Source organism: Microbacterium sp. IEGM 1404, from assembly GCF_030056775.1.
GTDB lineage: Bacteria > Actinomycetota > Actinomycetes > Actinomycetales > Microbacteriaceae > Microbacterium.
Genome location: NZ_JASHKP010000002.1, coordinates 1,052,575 through 1,071,359, shown reverse-complemented (window position 1 = coordinate 1,071,359; position 18,785 = coordinate 1,052,575). Strand labels below are relative to the sequence as shown.

General features: G+C 72.0%; 17 protein-coding genes and 1 pseudogene. 10 read left to right on the top strand and 8 right to left on the bottom strand.

Going from position 1 to position 18,785, the window contains the following annotated elements; all coding sequences use genetic code 11:
- Positions 1–149: 149 nt before the first annotated feature.
- The 3 genes from QM517_RS10680 to QM517_RS10670 form a co-directional block, all read right to left on the bottom strand.
- The gene (locus QM517_RS10680) at positions 150–617 is read right to left on the bottom strand and encodes a GNAT family N-acetyltransferase (protein WP_283287290.1); all 468 of its coding nucleotides are present in this window, start codon (positions 615–617) and stop codon (positions 150–152) included.
- A 330-nt stretch (positions 618–947) separates the two neighbouring features.
- Entirely contained in the window at positions 948–2,075 is a 1,128-nt protein-coding gene (locus QM517_RS10675; RefSeq protein ID WP_077051136.1) for a Gfo/Idh/MocA family protein, read from the bottom strand.
- A complete protein-coding gene (locus tag QM517_RS10670; protein WP_283287288.1) occupies positions 2,072–2,902 on the bottom strand; it encodes a sugar phosphate isomerase/epimerase family protein in 831 nt (276 codons plus the stop codon). The genes QM517_RS10675 and QM517_RS10670 overlap by 4 nt, the downstream gene beginning before the upstream one ends.
- Before the next feature lie 106 nt (positions 2,903–3,008).
- Between QM517_RS10670 and QM517_RS10665 the strand changes: the two genes are divergently transcribed.
- Complete coding sequence (locus QM517_RS10665) at positions 3,009–3,617, top strand: TetR/AcrR family transcriptional regulator (RefSeq protein WP_238592359.1); 609 nt, start codon at positions 3,009–3,011, stop codon at positions 3,615–3,617.
- A 111-nt stretch (positions 3,618–3,728) separates the two neighbouring features.
- Here QM517_RS10665 and QM517_RS10660 read toward each other — a convergent pair whose 3' ends face one another.
- Entirely contained in the window at positions 3,729–4,391 is a 663-nt protein-coding gene (locus QM517_RS10660; RefSeq protein ID WP_283287286.1) for a TetR/AcrR family transcriptional regulator, read from the bottom strand.
- A 63-nt stretch (positions 4,392–4,454) separates the two neighbouring features.
- On the opposite strand from QM517_RS10660, the gene QM517_RS10655 reads away from it, so the two are divergent.
- From QM517_RS10655 to QM517_RS10620, 8 genes are all read left to right on the top strand, one after another.
- On the top strand, positions 4,455–5,081 hold the full coding sequence (locus QM517_RS10655) for a DUF4386 domain-containing protein (protein ID WP_283287285.1): 627 nt from the start codon (positions 4,455–4,457) through the stop codon (positions 5,079–5,081).
- Positions 5,082–5,251: 170 nt separating this feature from the next.
- Positions 5,252–6,424: an acyltransferase family protein gene (locus tag QM517_RS10650; protein ID WP_283287282.1), complete on the top strand. Its 1,173-nt coding sequence runs from the start codon at positions 5,252–5,254 to the stop codon at positions 6,422–6,424.
- Between the two features lie 139 nt (positions 6,425–6,563).
- On the top strand, positions 6,564–6,719 hold the full coding sequence (locus tag QM517_RS10645) for a hypothetical protein (RefSeq protein ID WP_283287280.1): 156 nt from the start codon (positions 6,564–6,566) through the stop codon (positions 6,717–6,719).
- A 153-nt stretch (positions 6,720–6,872) separates the two neighbouring features.
- Positions 6,873–8,402, top strand: coding sequence for an SDR family oxidoreductase (locus QM517_RS10640; RefSeq protein ID WP_303655586.1), 1,530 nt, complete (start codon positions 6,873–6,875; stop codon positions 8,400–8,402).
- A gap of 354 nt (positions 8,403–8,756) precedes the next feature.
- Positions 8,757–10,307: a carboxyl transferase domain-containing protein gene (locus QM517_RS10635; RefSeq protein ID WP_283287278.1), complete on the top strand. Its 1,551-nt coding sequence runs from the start codon at positions 8,757–8,759 to the stop codon at positions 10,305–10,307.
- 5 nt (positions 10,308–10,312) lie between these two features.
- Positions 10,313–12,358: an ATP-binding protein gene (locus tag QM517_RS10630; protein ID WP_283287276.1), complete on the top strand. Its 2,046-nt coding sequence runs from the start codon at positions 10,313–10,315 to the stop codon at positions 12,356–12,358.
- Between the two features lie 110 nt (positions 12,359–12,468).
- The gene (locus QM517_RS10625) at positions 12,469–13,275 is read left to right on the top strand and encodes an HpcH/HpaI aldolase/citrate lyase family protein (RefSeq protein WP_283287274.1); all 807 of its coding nucleotides are present in this window, start codon (positions 12,469–12,471) and stop codon (positions 13,273–13,275) included.
- Positions 13,276–13,279: 4 nt separating this feature from the next.
- A complete protein-coding gene (locus QM517_RS10620) occupies positions 13,280–13,852 on the top strand; it encodes a TetR/AcrR family transcriptional regulator (protein ID WP_283287272.1) in 573 nt (190 codons plus the stop codon).
- Between the two features lie 114 nt (positions 13,853–13,966).
- Here QM517_RS10620 and QM517_RS10615 read toward each other — a convergent pair whose 3' ends face one another.
- The 3 genes from QM517_RS10615 to QM517_RS10605 all read right to left on the bottom strand — a co-directional run bounded on the left by QM517_RS10615 (position 13,967) and on the right by QM517_RS10605 (position 17,445).
- Positions 13,967–14,365, bottom strand: a complete 399-nt coding sequence (locus QM517_RS10615; protein ID WP_283287270.1) for an NUDIX hydrolase — start codon at positions 14,363–14,365, stop codon at positions 13,967–13,969.
- Positions 14,366–14,476: 111 nt separating this feature from the next.
- Positions 14,477–15,730 (bottom strand): alpha-hydroxy acid oxidase, encoded by a 1,254-nt coding sequence (locus QM517_RS10610; protein WP_283287268.1) that lies wholly within the window; start codon positions 15,728–15,730, stop codon positions 14,477–14,479.
- A 26-nt stretch (positions 15,731–15,756) separates the two neighbouring features.
- Positions 15,757–17,445 (bottom strand): L-lactate permease, encoded by a 1,689-nt coding sequence (locus tag QM517_RS10605; RefSeq protein WP_283287266.1) that lies wholly within the window; start codon positions 17,443–17,445, stop codon positions 15,757–15,759.
- A gap of 120 nt (positions 17,446–17,565) precedes the next feature.
- On the opposite strand from QM517_RS10605, the pseudogene QM517_RS10600 reads away from it, so the two are divergent.
- A pseudogene (locus QM517_RS10600) lies at positions 17,566–18,225 on the top strand (FadR/GntR family transcriptional regulator); the annotation flags it as partial.
- 102 nt (positions 18,226–18,327) lie between these two features.
- On the opposite strand, the gene QM517_RS10595 reads toward QM517_RS10600, so the two are convergent.
- Complete coding sequence (locus QM517_RS10595; protein WP_283287322.1) at positions 18,328–18,651, bottom strand: MarR family winged helix-turn-helix transcriptional regulator; 324 nt, start codon at positions 18,649–18,651, stop codon at positions 18,328–18,330.
- Positions 18,652–18,785 lie beyond the last annotated feature (134 nt).

The following is an 18,785-nucleotide window of genomic DNA, read 5'->3' as shown; positions in this document are numbered from 1 at the left end:
CCCCACCCACCCGAATGGGGACGGATCCGACACACCACCCGATGGGGAGGAGGGGGGCCGCCGACCGCAGCTCAGAGAAAGGGCCACCTACCTGCGGTTTCCGCAGCAGGAGCCGCCGCGGGTGAAGTTTCACAGGCGCGCAGCTACGGTCACGCGCGGTTGCGGACTCCGAGTTCGCGCGACCACGCGACCTCGCGGCTCAGCTGCCCGGTCCGCTGGAACAGCCGCACCTGCTGCGTGTCCGCCAGCGCTGCGGCAAGCTCGTCGCGATCGGCGGGCTCGAACCCGAGGCTCTGCCAGAACGGGCCCGACCGACGGCTGAAGAGCCACGCCGTGCGCGCTCCTTCTTGGGCAGCGCGAGCGAGCGCGAAGGTCGCGAGGGTGCTGCCGCGCCCGTGGGATCGCTGCGTCGGTGCGACCGCGACGCTGCGGATCAGCGCGTGGCGCCCGTCGCCGCTGAGCTCGTATCCGGTGCTGCCGACGATCGCTCCCGCCTCATCGCGTTCCACCCACAACCGCACGCTCGGCGAGTCCAGACCGCTGAGCGTGAGGTCGACCGCGCCGAGGAACGCCGTGAGCGCCTCGACATCGCCCGGACGGCACCGCTGGAGATCCACCGTCCGAGTCAAACACTTGCGGACACCTCGCCCCGCCGCCTCCCACTCCGCGTGCGCCCGTCGGCGCGAAGATGCGTACCGGTCATCCGTTCGCGGTGTCCGCCCCCACAGCGGGGTGGCCGCCACCACTGCCGCACGACCGCGCGGCGGGAGGGGATTCGGGGAGCCGAGGATGGATGCCGGGCCGTTCGCCCTCCGCGCGCCGAATCTCCTCCGCTCGCGCGGTGCACCGGCAGCCGGCGACCGGCGCCCCGCGCCCCAGCACGCCCCCGAAAACACACCCGCCCCGTGGCATCCACAGGACACCACGGGGCGGGAGGCGCGGGCCGGTTACAGCGTCGACGCGAAGGGGTCGAAGCCCTCGTCGAGCAGCGGCACAGGGGCCACGGTGCTGTCGATCTCGAGCGTCCGGCCGGTGGCGGAGGACTCCTCGGCCGACAGCATGACGTCGAGCACGTGGAATCCGAGCTCGCCCGTGGCGATGTGCGGGCGGTCGGCGGCGATCGAGCGGGCCATGTCGAGCACGCCGAGTCCGCGGCCGACGACGACGCCCTCGTTGGGGATCTCGATCCACTCCTGCTCGGTCTTCATGCCGTCGCGGAAGACGCCGAGCGGCTTCACGTACGCGATGCGTCCCTCGAAGCGGTTCGGGTCGGCGAGCACGATCGTGCCCTCGGACCCGTGGATCTCGACGACGCCGTGACGTTCGAGCGCGGAGTCGAAGCTCAGCAGATGCGTGCCGTGCTGGCCCGCGGCGAACGACGTCAGCACCTGCACTGTCGACGGCACCTCGACCGGGAACGTCTGGCCGGCGCGGGGGCCGGTGTGGATCGTCCGCTCGAGACGCGGACGCGAGCCGCGCGCGGTCACGGCCGCGATCGGGCCGAGCAGGCTCACGAGCGCCGAGAAGTAGTACGGGCCCATGTCGAGCAGGGGTCCCGCGCCGCGGGCGAAGAGGAACGCGGGGTCCGGATGCCACAGGTCGGGGCCCTGCGTCTGGAACGACGTCTGCACGAACAGCGGCTCGCCGATCACGCCGTTCTGGATGGCGCGCTTGGCCGTCTGGAAGGCGGGTCCGAGGAGGGTGTCGGGTGCCGAGCCGATGCGCACGCCCGCGGCATCCGCCTGCGCGAGGAGTTCGCGCGTCGCGTCGCGGTCGAGGCCGATCGGCTTCTCGGTCCACACGTGCTTGCCCGCGGCGATCGCCGCCGACGACACCTCGACGTGCACCTGCGGGATCGTGAGGTTCACGACCAGATCGACGTCGGGGTTCGACAGGACGTCGTCGGGGGTGCCGGCCGCGGCGACGCCGTGCTCGTCGGCCTTCGCGCGGGCGCGGTCGGGCAGCAGGTCGCCGACCGCGACGACGTTCACATCGGGGAACGACGTCAGGTTCTCGAGGTACGTCTGGCTGATGACGCCGGCGCCGATGACGCCGACTCCGAGCGGCCGGCTCATGCGACGAACCCGCCGTCCTTGAGGAAGGCCAGGCTCGCGGCGATGTCGGCGAACACGTCGCCGGGCGCGCGGTCGTACTCGATGACGGCGTAGCGGATGCCGCTGCCCGCGCGCAGCGCTTCGGCGAGGGGCACGTCCGCGGTGCCCGCGTGGCGCTGGTCGAGGACCGCGGTCGACAGCTCGCCGGCATCCGGACCCCAGGGGTTGGATGCCGGGACCACGCCGTCCTTCACGTGCACGGCGGTCAGCCGGTCGCCGAGCTTCGCGACGAGCGCGGGCACGTCCTGGCCGCCGGTCAGCGCCCAGAAGAGGTCGAGCTCGAGCTGCACGCGCGCGTCGGTGAGCTCCACGAACCGGTCGTAGGCGGTCTGTCCGCCGAAGTCGGCCACGAACTCCTGCGCGTGGTTGTGGTAGCCGACGGAGAGGCCGAAGGTCGCGGCCACGTCGGCGGCGCGGTTGAGACGCTCGGCGATGTCGGCGACCCCGTCTTCGGTGAGCCAGCGGTCGGCCGCGACGAACGGGTCGATGACGGTCTGGATGCCGATGGTCGCGGCCGCCTCGAACACCACCTCGGGCGCGGGCGTCGGGATCGAGCCGTCGGGCGTCCACAGCTCGTCGCTGAGCAGCGGGGCGTGGCCGGTGGGGGAGGCCAGGCCGCTGGCATCCAGGGCCGCCCGGATCTCGGCGGGACGGTCGACGAACGCGAACGCCTCGACGTTGCGGAGGCCGAGGGCGGCGAGCTTGTCGAGCGAACCCGACATGTCGGCCGAGAACTCGGATGTCAGCGTGTACAGCTGCACCGAGGCTTCGGGGAGGGAGGGGGTCATCGGAGTCCTTCTACAGATCGTCGTTGAGGGCCGAAGGGGCCGTGCCGCCACTCTAACCTCCAGGTGGAGGTTACGCTAGCCCTGACGGATGCGAGAAGGTGGGCGGATGAGCGAGGATGCCACGATCGGCCGACCCGGCCAGCGGCGCCGGGGCGTCGAGCGGCGGCAGGAGATCCTCGACCGCGCCATCGAGGTGTTCCGCCGACGCGGGGCCGACGGCACATCGCTCCGGCGCATCGCCGAGTCGATCGGCGTCTCGCACGCCGCGCTGCTGCACTACTTCGACTCGCGCGAGCAGCTCCTCGTCGCCGTCTACGACCACGCCGCCGCCAAGCAGGGCGAGGACGAGGCGGCGCGCCCGGTCGAACGGGGCGTCGAGGAGATGATCGCCGCGGCGACCGCCAACGTCGAGGTGCCGGGCTTCGTGCAGCTCTACTCCACGCTCGTCGCCGCCGCGCTCGAGGTCGACAGCGGCGTCGGCAAGGACTACTTCACCAGCCGTTTCGAGCGGCTGCGCGCCGAACTCGGCGCGACGTTCCGGGAACAGCAGGCGGAGGGGCGCATCCGCGACGACGTGTCGGCCGACCACCTCGCGGCCTTGCTCATCGCGGCATCCGACGGTCTGCAGATCCAGTGGCTGCTGGATGCCTCCGTCGGCCTGAGCGACACTCTCCGCACGTTCGGCATGCTGCTGCAGGCGCCGCGCGCGGAGTGAGGGGCCCGGCGCACCCTCAGTGATTCGCGCTGTCTCCGTCTTTGAGGAGCGGATGCCGCTGAGGTCGCGCGGATCGCTGAAATTGCGTGGGCGCTCGCCGCGCGACCGCGCTCAGCGCCCCGATCGCCAGCCCGCGCGGTGCAGCCGGTCGACGCCGTCGAGCAGGAGGTCGAGGGCGAAGTCGAACTCGGTGTCCTCGTCGCATGCCTCGCCCGCTCCCGGCGCGGTCGTCGCCATGCGGATGATGGCGGGGTACTGCGCGGCGTAGCCGGCCACGGCGGCGGACCGCTCGTCGGGGTCGTCCGGCAGGCTCGGCGTCGGGAGGACGTCGCGCGTGAATCCCCACATCCGCGTGCTCAGGGCGTGCATCGCGTGATGGACGAGATCGGCGGACAGCCCGCCCGCGAACATGGCATCCATCAACGCGTCCATGTGGGCGAGCACGCGGGGCGTCGCCCGCTCGCGCGTCTCGATGGCTTCGCGCGCCCAGCCGTGGCCGCGAAGGCGCGCGCGCGTCGCGAGAATGCGCGCGCGGACGGCTCCGCGCCAGTCGGCGGTGCCGGGAGCGTCGGGGGTGCTCGCGAGCACGTGGTCGAGCATCTCGTCGACGAGTTGCGAGCGGTCCGCGACGTGCTTGTAGAGCGCCATCGGTGTCACGCCGAGACTGTCGGCCACGGCGCGCATGCTCGCGGCGGCGAGTCCGCGGGCGTCGGCCAGCTCGATCGCAGCCTCCACGACGCGTTCCCGGTCGAGGCGAGGACGGGGAGTTGACACGTATACACCGTACACCTATGCTCGGCGCTGCGTCGGTGTACGGCGTATACCGAAAGGATTCCCATGCTCTCCCCATCGCGAACCCGAGCGCGCAGCGCCGGCATCCTGTACCTCGTCACCCACGTCACGTCGATCGGCGCGGTCGCCGCATACGCGACGGGCGGCGTCGCGCTCGGCGCATTGCTCGAGTTCGTCCTGGCTCTCGCCTGCGCGGGCACCGGCGTGCTGCTGTGGACCCTGCTCGCGGAGGCGGGCGCCGCGCGGGCCGCGACGTTCGCGGGGCTGCGCGTGGTCGAGGCCGCCGTGATCCTCGCCGGAATGCTGCCGTTGGTGGGCACGCTGCTCGTTCCGGGAACGAGGGTGGATGCCGCGATGTCGGTGCACGCGGCCGCGTTCCTCGTCGGGCAGGGGCTTGTGATCGCGGTCAACTCCGTGGTCCTCGGATCGCTGCTGTGGACGTCGCGGGCCGTTCCGAGGGTGCTGGCCGCCCTCGCGCTCGTCGGCGGCACCCTCGTGCTGCTCAGCGATCTCGGTCAGCTGTGGTCCGTGATTCCGCTGAACGGCGCGGTGGCCGCGGCGGCTGCGCTCCCGATCTTCGCGTTCGAGATCTGGTTCGCGATCCGCCTGATCGTGGTCGGAGTTCCGGCATCCCTCGTCCCACTTCCTGTCGTTCTGGAGGCGCGAGAGTGACAGCAACTGGGACATGAACCGCCATAAGTGGGACACGGGCAGGATGGATGCCACGGCGGCGGAGCGCGCGTCAAGCCCGACCGCTCTCAGGCTTCTCCACATCACGAACGGGTAACGTTTCCGGGTCTGCGCGACGCTCGCTCGCGCCGGTGCCCCCGGAGGTGAAGCCCGTGAGTGCGACGACCGCTCCCCGTGTCGACGTCCGGTTCGTGGCATCCGCTCGCCCGCCGGCGGCACGCCACCTGCCCTCGCTCACGGGGCTCCGCTGGCTGACGGCGATGCTCATCTTCGGACACCACCTCATGGCCGTGGAGTACTTCGGCGGCCGCGCCGGAGACGTCTGGGGTTTCGTGTTCGAGGCCGGGAAGACCGGCGTGACGCTGTTCTTCATCCTGTCGGGCTTCGTCCTGGCGTGGGGATACAAGCCCGCGCAGTCCGCCCGGTCGTTCTGGCTGCATCGCGCCGCGCGCATCTACCCGCTGCACGTCGTAGGAGTGGTGCTGGCGGTGATCGCCGCGGCGACGCTGGTGCCCGAGATCCGCACCGATGGCGTCGCACCGCTCGGCGCGAACCTGCTCCTCCTCAGCGGCTGGGTGCCCGACTGGTGGCAGGCAGGGAACCCCGCGAGCTGGTCGCTGGTGTGCGAGGCGTTCTTCTACCTGACCTTCCCGCTCGTGATCCGGCTCGTCGCCGGACGTTCGGCCCGTGTCCTCTGGGCCGTCGCGGCGGGGGCGCTCGCGCTCGTCGCCCTGGCCCCCGCGATCGCCGCCGTCTCGCCCGTGCCGATGGCGGCGGCATCCACCCCGCTCCTGCGGCTGCCCGAGTTCGTCCTGGGCGTGGTGCTGGCGTTGCTGATGAAGCAGACCGTGTGGCGGCCAGCGCCGCTGCGGTTCGCGGTGCCTCTCGCGGTGCTCGGCTACGCCGTGTCGGAGGCGCCGGCGATTCCCGGCACCGACATCCACCCGGGCCTCGCCGTCACCGTCGGCGGCTTCGCCCTGCTCGTCGCCTCGCTCGCGTCGGCCGACGCGCACCGTTCGTCGACGTTCCTCGCAGGGCCCGTGTGGCAAGAGCTCGGGCGCCTGTCGTTCGCGTTCTACCTCGTGCACCTGCTCGTGATCGCATCGGTGTCGTCCGCGTGGCCCGACGGTCACCCCGAACTGCACTGGCCCCGCGCGATCGCGCTCGCCGCGGTGGCGTTCGCGATCTCGCTCGGCCTCGCGTGGGTGCTGCACCGCGGTGTCGAGACGCGCGCGCAGCGCGTCCTGCTGCGCTTCGACCCCGACCGGCGGGGCTCCTCTCGTCCGGCGCGTGGGGTGGATGCCGCGGTTGCGGTGGCCCGCTGACGCGGTGCGTCGGGAACAGGCGTCGCGCCGAGGACAGGCTGATTCCGCCGGTTTCGGCCTGTTTCGGTGGCATCCCCTGTTCTGGGAACGGGATGCCGGGGCCCTTGGCCCCGCGGACCGTCACGGTTAGAGTCGCCGGATGGTGGCAATCGGGGGACTCCACGTGATCGTTCTTCTGCTGGCGTGGGCCGTCGGCATCGCCGTGATCGGAGCCGCGGTGTACTTCGCCGTGCGGCTCGCGGTGACGCACGCGCTGAAGGCGCACACGCTGTGGGTCGACAACGGCAAACCCTGACGACGGCGCCGGCGCCGCGCTGAAGGCACGCGCCCCGACGGGCGCCGACGCCGCGCCGGCACGGTTGAGTGTCCAAGACACGCGGATGCCGCGCGGTACCGTCCGCGTGTCTTGGACACCGAGATCGGGTGCGGGCGCGCACCCCGGGCGCCGATGCCCGGGACGCCTCCCAGCCGCGCCTCGGTACACTCTTCCGTGCCCGAAACACTCCCGACACCCGATCGCGAGGCCGGCCGCGTGGCATCCATCGATCCTCATGAGCTCGAGATCGCCCTGCGCGTGCTCGATGCCGCTGCCGCTCTCGACCCCGAAGATCCGGCGTACATCGCCCTGCGTCGCCAGACCGGGAAGCTCTACAAGGACGTCAAGCGGCAGTCGCGCAAAGAGAAGCGCCAGCGCATCGCCGACGCCGACAAGGCCGTCGTCGCCGCCACCGCGACCGGCGCGGCCGACCGCATCGACGACGAGACGCGCGGGATCCCGCTCGCCACCCGCGTCGAAACGCCCTACGCCGGCGAGCTGATCAAGCCCCGCAACTGCTACATCTGCAAAGAGCTCTACACGCTCGTCGACGCGTTCTACCACCAGCTCTGCCCCGACTGCGCGGCGATGAGCCACGCCAAGCGCGACGCGCGCACCGACCTCACCGGCAAGCGCGCACTCCTCACCGGTGGCCGCGCGAAGATCGGCATGTACATCGCGCTGCGCCTTCTGCGCGACGGCGCCCACACGACCATCACGACGCGCTTCCCGCGCGACGCCGTGCGACGCTTCTCGTCGCTCCCCGACAGTGCGGACTGGCTGCACCGCCTCAAGATCGTCGGCATCGACCTGCGCGACCCCGCCCAGGTGATCGGACTCGCCGAGTCGGTGGCATCCGCGGGTCCGCTCGACATCCTCATCAACAACGCCGCGCAGACCGTGCGGCGCTCGCCGGGTGCGTACAAACCCCTGGTGGATGCCGAACTCGCACCGCTCCCGGACGGACCCCTGCCCGAGCTGCTCACCTTCGGCCACACCAACGACGCGCACCCGCTCGCGCTGGCGCAGTCGGTGTCGGCCCACCCGATCCTCGCGTCGGCCGCGCGCACGGCCGACGAGCTCACCGCCGAGGCGATGGCCGCGGGGTCGTCGTCGCTCGAGCGTCTGGCCGCGGGCACCGCGATCGACGCGGGCGGCCTCGTTCCCGACGAGGACCGCATCAACAGCTGGACGCAGCACGTCGACCAGGTGGAGCCCCTCGAGATGCTCGAGGTGCAGCTGGCGAACATGACGGCGCCGTTCCTGCTGGTGAGCCGCCTGCGTCCCGCGATGGCGGCGTCGACGGCGCGGCGGAAGTACATCGTCAACGTCTCGGCGATGGAGGGCGTGTTCGGCCGCGGATACAAGGGTCCCGGACACCCGCACACCAACATGGCCAAGGCCGCGCTCAACATGCTCACGCGCACCAGCGCCCGCGAGATGTTCGAGTCCGACGGCATCCTGATGACCGCCGTCGACACCGGCTGGATCACCGACGAGCGCCCGCACTACACCAAGGTTCGCCTGGCCGAGGAGGGCTTCCACGCCCCGCTCGACCTCGTCGACGGCGCCGCCCGCGTGTACGACCCGATCGTGCGCGGTGAGGCCGGCGAAGACCTGTTCGGCATCTTCCTGAAGGACTACCGCAAGAGCTCGTGGTGACGCCGCGGCGCGGGTCGCGCCGGCACCTCGGGTGAGTGTCCAGGACACGCGGTCGGTGGGGTTGCGGCTGCGCGCAACCTGCGGCCCAGTGTCCAGGACACGCGGATGCCGTGGCATCCTGTCCGCGTGTCTTGGACACTGAACCGCGGCGGTGACCCGCGCCTCGGCGATCCGCCCGGCTGTCTACCCACTGCTGAGTGTCCAAGACACGCCGTCGGCGGGGGCGGCGATGCGGCGTGTCGTGGACACTCGACCGCCTGGCGGCCCGCCTCCCGCCCCCGCACCTCGACAACTCGATTACCGAGCAGTAACCTGAATCCCGATTACCGATCGATAACCCAATGGAGGGTCGTCATGGCGCAGGACTACCGCGCGCTCGTCGAGCAACTGCGCGAGCGGCGCGAAGACGTCGCGAGAGGCGGGCCCGAGAGAGCGCGCGAGCGGCACACCGCGCGGGGAAAGATGCTCGCCCGCGACCGCATCGACGCGCTGCTCGACCGGGGGAGCCCCTTCCTCGAGGTCGCGCCGCTCGCGGCGTTCGGCATGTACGACGGCGACTGCCCGGCCGGGGGAGTGGTCGCCGGGATCGGCCTCGTGCACGGGCGGCACGTCATGGTCGTCGCCAACGACGCCACGGTCAAGGGTGGCACGTACTACCCGATCACGGTGAAGAAGCACCTCCGGGCGCAGGAGATCGCCGCCGAGAACCGCCTGCCGTGCGTCTACCTCGTCGACTCGGGCGGGGCGTTCCTGCCGATGCAGGACGAGGTGTTCCCCGACCGCGACCATTTCGGCCGCATCTTCTACAACCAGGCGCGGATGTCGCGCGACGGCATCCCGCAGATCGCCGCGGTGCTCGGCTCGTCCACGGCGGGCGGGGCGTACGTGCCGGCCATGAGCGACGAGACGGTCATCGTCCGCAACCAGGGCACCATCTTCCTCGGCGGGCCGCCGCTCGTGAAGGCGGCGACCGGCGAGGTCGTCAGCGCGGAGGACCTCGGCGGCGGAGCCGTCCACACCCGCGTCTCGGGAGTCACCGACCACCTCGCCGAGAACGACGCGCACGCGCTGCAGATCGTCCGCGACATCGTGGCGACCCTGCGCCCGCCGGAGCCCCGCGCGGTCGAGCCGGCCCCCGCGCCGGAACGCCCCGCGAGCGAGCTCGAAGACGTCGTGCCGGTCGAGCTGACCGCCCCGTACGACGCGCGGGAGATCCTCACCCGGATCGTGGACGCCGACAGCATCCACGAGTTCAAACGCGAGTACGGCGAGACCCTCGTCACCGCGTTCGCCCGCATCGAGGGGCACCGGGTCGGCGTGATCGCGAACAACGGCGTGCTGTTCGGCGAGTCGGCCCTCAAGGGCGCCCACTTCATCGAGCTGTGCGACCAGCGCGGCATCCCGCTGGTGTTCCTGCAGAACATCACCGGGTTCATGGTCGGTCGCGAGTACGAGTCCGGCGGCATCGCCAAGCACGGCGCCAAGATGGTCAACGCCGTCGCGTGCGCCTCGGTGCCGAAGCTCACCGTCGTCGTCGGCGGATCGTTCGGCGCCGGCACCTACTCCATGTGCGGCCGCGCGTACTCGCCACGATTCCTCTGGCTCTGGCCGGGGGCACGCGTGTCGGTCATGGGTGGTCCGCAGGCGGCATCCGTCCTCTCCACCGTCCGGCGCGATCAGATCGAGGCGGGCGGCGGCGAATGGTCGGCCGATGACCAGGCCGCCTTCGAGGCACCGATCCGCGCACAGTACGAGGAGCAGGGGAGCCCCTACTACTCCACGGCCCGACTCTGGGACGACGGCATCATCGAGCCGAGCCAGACCCGCGACGTGCTCGCCCTCGCGCTCGACGTCGTCGCGCGCACCCCCCTCGACGCGCCGGGCTACGGCGTCTTCCGGATGTGATCCGCATGTTCGACACCGTCCTCATCGCCAACCGCGGCGAGATCGCCTGCCGCATCATCCGCACGCTCCGCCGACTCGGCATCCGCTCGGTCGCCGTCTACAGCGACGCGGATGCCGACGCGCGGCACGTCCACCTCGCCGACGTCGCCGTACGGCTCGGTCCCGCCCCCGCCGTGCAGAGCTACCTCGACACGGATGCCGTGCTGCGCGCCGCCCGCGACACCGGGGCGCAGGCGATCCACCCCGGGTACGGCTTCCTCGCCGAGAACGCCGCGTTCGCCCGCGCGTGCGAGGAGGCGGGCATCGCGTTCGTCGGTCCCACCGCCGACGCGATCTCGGTCATGGGCGACAAGATCACGGCCAAGCACGCCGTCGAGGCGCGCGGGGTGCCCACGGTGCCGGGCATCGCCCGGGCGGGGATGACGGATGCCGAGCTCATCGCGGCCGCACCCGAGGTGGGGTATCCGCTGCTCATCAAGCCGTCGGCCGGCGGTGGGGGCAAGGGCATGCACGTCGTCGAGGCCGAGCGCGACCTCGCGGGAGCCCTCGCGGCGGCCCGCCGAGAGGCGGCCGCGAGCTTCGGAGACGACACCCTGTTCTTCGAGCGGTACGTGCGCACGCCGCGCCACATCGAGGTGCAGGTGCTCGCCGACGCCCACGGCGCGGTCGTGCACCTAGGCGAGCGCGAGTGCTCGCTGCAACGGCGCCACCAGAAGGTCATCGAAGAGGCCCCGTCGCCGCTGCTCGATGCGGCCACGCGCGAGCGCATCGGCGCCGCCGCGTGCGAGACGGCCCGCAGCGTCGACTACCGCGGCGCCGGCACGGTCGAGTTCATCGTCTCGGCCGATGCGCCCGACGAGTTCTTCTTCATGGAGATGAACACGCGCCTGCAGGTCGAGCACCCCGTCACCGAGGAGATCACCGGCCTCGACCTCGTCGAGCAGCAGCTGAGGATCGCCGCCGGCGAGCCCCTGACCCTGACCCAGGATGCCGTGACCCTGACGGGCCACGCGATCGAGGCGCGCGTGTACGCCGAGGACCCGGCATCCGGATTCCTGCCGACGGGCGGACACGTCGCGCGCGTGGTGCACCCGGTCGGGGAGGGGATCCGCGTGGACACGGCGCTGGAGGACGGCCTCGACGTCTCGGTCGACTACGACCCGATGCTCGCGAAGATCATCGCGTGGGGCCCCGACCGCGAGAGTGCGCGGCGACGGCTCGTCGCGGCGCTCGGCGAGACGGCGGTGTTCGGGTTCGCGACGAACGTCGATTTCGTCCGGCGGCTGCTCGAGGTGCCCGCGGTCGTCGCGGGCGACCTCGACACCGGGCTGATCGCGCGGGAGTTCGACCGGCTGCCGCTCGCCGCCCCGCACGACGACGACTTCCGCGCGGTCGCGGTGCTCCTGGATGCCGCGACGCGATCGGCATCCCTCGCCGCCGGAGCGTGGGGCCGCGGCGACGGCTGGCGGCTCGGGTCGCCCGCGCCGCGGCGCCATCGGCTGGCGTCCGCCGGGGTGGAGCGGATCGTCACCGTGCGCGGGGCCGGAGCCGCACTGTCGGTCGACGTCGACGGCGAGGTCCTGCCCGCCCGGGTGCGGACGTCGGGCGACGCCACGGCGACGGTCGACCTGGGTGGTCGCGTGCACACCTTCGCGGCCACGGTCGAAGCCGCGGGCGTGTGGGTCGCCCGCGAGGGCGCGGTGCTGCGTATCGACACCGTGCGCGAGAGCCATCGCGCCGACGCCACCGCGGATGCCGACCCGCAGCTCGTGTCGCCGATGCCCGGCACCGTGGTGATGGTGCACGTCGCCGACGGCGCGACCGTGGAAGCGGGCGACCCCGTGCTGGCGGTCGAGGCGATGAAGATGGAGCACGTGGTGCGGTCGAGCGTGGCGGGGACGGTCGCGCTGCAGGCGCGGGTCGGCGACGTCGTCTCGCGCGGGCAGGCGCTCGCCGTGGTCGCGCCCGCCGCCGTCGGTGCCCCCGCGCCGCCCGCCCCGGCCTCCGCGCCGCCCGCCGCGTCGGCCCCCGCCCCCGCCGCGTCGCCCTGAGCGTTGAGTGTCCAAGACACGCGGATGCCGACGCGACCCATCGGCGTGTCTTGGACACTGAACCCGCCGACACGACGACCCCGAGACGACACGAACCGAAAGGTGCCCTCATGAACGGCCCCGCGCTGCTCTTCTGCCCCGCCGATCGCCCCGACCGGTACGCGAAGGCGGCGGCCGCCGCCGACACCGTGATCCTCGATCTGGAGGATGCCGTCGCACCGGCCGACAAGGCCCGGGCGCGCGAGGCGCTCGCCGCGACGCCCCTCGACCCGGGGCGCACGATCGTGCGGGTGAACCCCGCGTCCACGGGGGCGCATGCGCTCGATCTCGACGCCGCGCGCGCGGCCGGCTACACCCGCGTGATGCTCGCCAAGGCGGAGTCGGCCGCCGACGTCGAGGCGACGGCGGCATTCGAGGTGGTCGCGCTGTGCGAGACCGCGCGGGGCATCGTGCACGCCGCCGAGATCGCGGCGCATCCCGCCACCGTCGGCCTCATGTGGGGCGCCGAAGACCTGATCGCGAGCATGAACGGGCGCTCCAGCCGCTTCGCCGACGGGCGGTACCGCGATGTGGCGCGGGCCGCGCGCTCGTCGGTGCTGCTCGCCGCGCACGCCTTCGGCCGCGCCGCGATCGACGCCGTGCATCTCGACATCGCCGACGTCGAGGGGCTCCGCGCGGAGTGCGAGGATGCCGCGGCCTCGGGTTTCACCGCGACGGCGTGCATCCACCCGAGCCAGGTCGGCGTCATCCGGGCCGCTTATGCGAGCACCGACGAGGAGCGGGGGTGGGCGCGGGCGGTCCTGGAAGAGGCGCAGGGGCAGCCGGGGGTGTTCCGATTCCGCGGCCGGATGATCGACGAGCCCGTCCTCCGTCAGGCGCGTGAGATGCTGCGCGGAGCAGATCTGCGAGAGGAGTGACGCCGTGACCGCGACCTGGAGGGCGACGCAGAAGGCCAACCGCCGCGCCTCGCTGATGCGCTCGGCCGCGCAGTTGTTCGCGGAGCGCGGGTTCGCCGCGGTGTCGACCGTCGAGCTGGGCGACGCCGTCGGGATGAGCGGTCCGGCGCTGTACAACTACTTCCCGAGCAAGGAGGCTCTCCTCGCGGAGGTGCTGATCGACGCCAGCCGGCGGCTGCTGGAGGGATGCCGCGAGCTCGTCGCCGAGCCCGGAGCGCCGGCCGAGCTGCTCCGGCGTCTGGTGCGGTTCCACCTCGACTTCGCCACGGCGGACCCCGACGTCATCCGCATCCAGGATCGCGAGCTGGCGCAGCTGCCGAGCGACGTCAACCACACGGTGCGGAGCCTGCAGCGTCAGTACGTGCAGGAGTGGGACGTCGTGCTGGCATCCGTTCGCGCCGAACTCGACGCTGCCGAGCGTCAGACCCGTCTTCTCGGAACCTTCGGGCTGCTCAACTCGACGCCGCACAGCGCGGTGGCCGCGGATGCGTCCGACATCCTCGCCGGCATGGCGCTGCGCGCCCTCACCGGCCCCTGACGGACGCCCGCCCGGCGCCAGATCACACGATCCGGTCGAGCGCACACGTTCCGGGCGTCCCGTTCGTGTGCGCTCGACCCGATCGTGTGCGCTCGCGCCGCACCCGCGCGCGACTCACGCCGGCAGGAAGTACTCCCGCGCGAGCGGGGCGATCTCGAGACCGGATGCCGTCGCGGCGGTGACCCAGCGGAGCTCGGCGATCTCGGCATCCGGGATCGGCTGCTGGTCGCCGATGTCGACGCGGAACACGTCGGCGACCACCGCGAAGCCGGGTTCGTTCGCCGCCGTCGCGGTGAAGGAGCCGAGCGGCTCGAGGGCGTCCGGTTCGACCCGCAGCCCCACCTCTTCCGCGAGTTCGCGCGCGAGGGTCTCGGCGGGCGTCTCGCCGGGCTCCGGCTTGCCGCCGGGCTGCATGAACGCGGTCGTCCCGGCCTTGCGGACGAGCAGCAGACGCCCGTCGCCGTCGGTGATGACCGCGGCCGAGACGTGGATGAGGCGCGGGGTCGGAGTCACCCCCGCACGGTAGCACCGGCTCGCGCGCGGTCGAGTGTCCAAGACACGCCGTCGGCGGGGCGTGCGGTACGGCGTGTCTTGGACACTCGACGGGGCGTCGGGGCGCGCGGATCAGACCCGGGCGGTCACCCGGCGCGGGACGAGGCGCTCGAGCTGCGTCACGTGCGCGGGCGTGAGCTCGGCGAGCGAGGTCACCTGCAGCAGTTGCATCGTGCGGACGACCTGGTCGGCGAGGATCTGGATCGCTCGGTCGACGCCCTCGCGGCCCCCGGCCATCAACCCGTACAGGTACGCGCGGCCGATGAGCGTGAACTTCGCTCCCTGGGCGATGGATGCCACGATGTCGGTGCCGCTCATGATGCCGGTGTCGATCGCGATCTCGGTGTCGGCGCCGACCTCGCGCACCACCTCGGGCAGCAGGTGGAACGGCACGGGGGCACGGTCGAGCTGGCGTCCGCCGTGGTTGGACAGGACGATGCCGTCCACGCCCAGGTCGGCGAGGCGCCGGGAGTCCTCGACGTTCTGCACGCCCTTGATGACGAGCTTGCCGGGCCACAGCGCCCGGATCTCGGCGAGGTCGTCGAACGAGATCGAGGGGTCCATGGCGGAGTTCAGCAGCTCGCCGACGGTGCCGCCGGTGGCGCTGAGCGAGGCGAACTCGAGCTTGGGCGTGGTGAGGAAGTCCCACCACCACCAGGGGCGGGGGAGCGCGTCGATGATCGTCGACACGCTCAGCTGCGGCGGGATCGAGAAGCCGTTGCGCTTGTCGCGCAGACGGGCACCCGCGACGGGGGTGTCGACGGTGAAGAACAGCGTGTCGAAGCCCGCTGCCGCGGCGCGCTCGACCAGCGCGTACGAGATCTCGCGCTGCTTCATGACGTACAGCTGGAACCAGTTGCGTCCCTGCGGGTTGGCCGCCTTGACCGACTCGATCGAGCTCGTGCCCAGTGTGGAGAGGGTGAACGGGATGCCGGCGGCCCCCGCAGCGCCCGCGCCGGCGATCTCGCCCTCGGTCTGCATCAGCCGCGTGAACCCGGTCGGGGCGATGCCGAACGGCAGCGCCGACGATCCGCCGAAGATCTGGCAGCTCGTGTCGACGTGCGACACGTCGCGCAGGATCGACGGGTGGAACTCCACGTCGGCGAAGGCCTGGCGGGCGCGGGCGAGGCCCTCTTCGCTGTCCGCGGCGCCGTCGGTGTAGTCGAACGCGGCGGCCGGCGTGCGACGCTTCGCGATGTCGCGGAGGTCGGCGATCGTCAGGGCGGAGTTCAGCCGACGGCGGCGTCCGTTGAAGTCGGGGCGCTTGAACTGCATCAGCTCGAGCAGCTCGACCGGGTTGGGGAACTGGCGTGTCACGGCGGACATGGCGTGCCTTTCGGGAGGGGAGGAGGTTACGGGAGCATCCAGGACAGGACCGACGACTGCAGTCCCACGAGCAGGCACATCACGACGAGCATGCCGACGCTCCACCAGATGACCTTGCGCAGGATCGTGGACTCCTGACCCACGAGGCCGACGGCGGTCGCGGCGATGGCGAGGTTCTGCGGGCTGATCATCTTGCCGATGACACCGCCGGAGGTGTTCGCGGCGACGAGCAGCGTCGGGTCGATGCCGGCCTGCAGCGCGGCGCTCTGCTGCAGGGTGGCGAACAGGGCGTTGGCGCTCGTGTCGGAGCCGGTCACGGCGGTGCCGAACCAGCCGAGGATCGGCGAGAGGAAGGCGAAGAGCGCCCCCGTGCCGGCGATCCAGGCGCCGATCGTGAGCGTCATGCCCGACATGTTCATGACGTAGGCGAGCGCGAGCACCGAGCCGACGGTCAGCAGTGAGAAGCGGAGCTTCACGAGCGTCTGGATCCAGGCGCGACCCGCCTCCCGCAGCGGCAGGCGGTAGACGAGCGCGACGACGATGCCGCACAGGATCAGCAGGCTTCCGGCGGACGACAGCCACGCGAACGTGTAGACGGTGGAGCCGGCGGCCTTGCCGCTCGCGGTGAGGATGTTGCCGTCCAGGCCGGGCCACGGGATCTTCACGTCGGTCGAGGCGAGGAACGTCTTCACGGGCGTCCACAGCTTCGCCAGCGAGAACACGACGATCACCAGCAGGTAGGGGAACAGCGCCAGGAACACCGTGCGGGGCGTGAGCCGCGGACGCGCGGCCGGGGTCTCGGCATCCGTCGTCCCGGCCCCTCCGCCCGAGCCGGGGACGCCCGCTCCGACGAGGCTGGTCGCGCGCTCCTTGAGCAGGCGCTCGCGGGCGGCCGCGGTGCCGCGGGGCTGCCAGAAGCGCAGCAGCACGACGGCGGCGGCGATTCCGGCGAGGGATGCCACGATGTCGGTCAGCTCGACCGAGATCCAGGTGGCGCTGACCCACTGGGCGACGGCGAAGACCGCACCGAACGTGAGGGCGGCGGGCCAGGTCTCCTTGAGCCCCCGCCAGCCGTCGGCCAGCAGCACGAGGATGAAGGGCACGAACAGCGCCACGAGCGGGGTCTGGTGGCCGACGTACGCGCCGATCTCGCGGTAGTCGATTCCGGTGAGGCTCCCCGCGGTGACGATCGGGGTCCCGACGGCGCCGAAGGCCACCGGGGCGGTGTTGGCCAGCAGCACGATGACGGCCGCACGCATCGGGGTGAAGCCCACCGCCATGAGCATGACGCCCGTGATGGCGACCGGTGCGCCGAAGCCGGCGAGCGCCTCCAGGAGTCCGCCGAAGCCGAACGCGATGATGATCGCCTGGATGCGGGGGTCGTCGCTGAGGGCGTTGATGACCAGGCGGAGATCCTCGAACCGGCCGCTGCGCACCGTGAGCTCGTACAGCCAGATGGCGTTGAGCACGATCCACATGATCGGGAAGAGGCCGAAGACGAAGCCCTGCGTCGCGGAGAGCGCGGCGAGGTCGACCGGCATCCGGAAACCGAACACCGCCACCAGCAGCGCGACGCCGAGGCCGGACAGGCCGGCCCAGTGCGCCTTCCACCGCAACACGCCGAGGGCGAGGAACACCGTGAGGAACGGGAGGCTCGCCACGAGAGCCGAGAGAACGATGCTGGCGCCGATCGGCGCGAGTTCGGGGGTGTACATCGGGGCCTTCCTTCGAACGACGTTGTTGCGAAGCGCCAACCTTTTAGAGGTCAGACCGCTAACGCAAGGTAACGGCTGGACCGATACGCTGTCAACACCCACTCCCGAAGGCGGCAGGTCATGGCATCCGTTCCCGACGTCGAGGACGCAGCAGGCGACCTCTGGCTCCCGGTCCGCAAAGCTCGCGCCCACGAGTTGGTGATCGAGGTCATCGAGGATCGCATCCTGTCGGGGGTCCTCAAGGTCGGGGACGCCCTCCCGCCCGAGCGCGAGCTCGCCGCGAACCTCGAGGTCAGTCGCGCCGGTGTGCGCGAGGCCGTGCGCGTGCTCGAGAGTCAGGGCGTGCTGCGCTCGCAGCCCGGCGCCGGCGCCGCCGCGGGCACCTTCGTCGCGGCCCTCCCGCGCGAGGCGCTCACCCGCTTCCTGCGTCTGCACGTGGCGCTGTCGAACTTCACCATCCAGGACGTCACCGAGGCCCGCATCGTTCTCGAGCGCGCCTCCGCTGCCTCGGCCGCACGCGATCTCCACGCCGCCGCCCGTGCCGAGATCGAGGCGGCGCTCGCCGCGGGCGAGGCCGCGATCGGCGCCCGCGGAGCGTTCAACGAGGCGGACACGCGATTCCATCTGGCGATCGCCGATGCCTCCGGCAGCAGTCTCTCCGCCGCGCTGACGGGGGCGATCCGCGAGGCCGTGCGCGCCCCGCTGCTGCACGCGATCGAGCGCAACGCCGACTGGGGTGACCAGTCGGCGCTGCTGCAGCGCGAGCACCGCGCCATCGCCGAGGCGATCTTCGACGGCGACGCGGAACGTGCCGCGAGCCTCACCGAGGCGCACATCCGCCGGGCGACCTCGGTGCTGTTCGAGGCGGAGTCGCCCGGACCCCTACCGCGGCCGGGCGGTACCGTCGTCGACGGGCACGCCGTAGGAGGCCACCACGCGCTCGAGGTAGCGGGCGATGACTGCCTGTTCGTCTTCGCTGAAGTCGTCGAGCACGGCATCCACCGAGGCGATCATGGGCGCGAGGTGGCTCATCGCGCGGTGGACCGACGCTTCGGTCGGCACGACCAGCAGGCTGCGACGATCGGTGGGGTGGGGCGCGCGGGTGACGTGGCCGAGGGCGACGAGACGGTCGATCGCCGCGGTCGTCGCGGCGGTGGTGAGGTCGAGGCGGCGGGAGAGCTCGCCGGGCGAGAGCGGGCCCGACATCACGAGGTGCCCCATGGCGTCAAGGCCGGTGGGGTTGACGGAGAGCTCGTGCTGCAGCGACTTCTCGAACTCGGTGCCGGCGCTGAAGAGGGCGCGCACCAGCGCGGTCGCGGGCCGCACGGGAGGGAACCCCG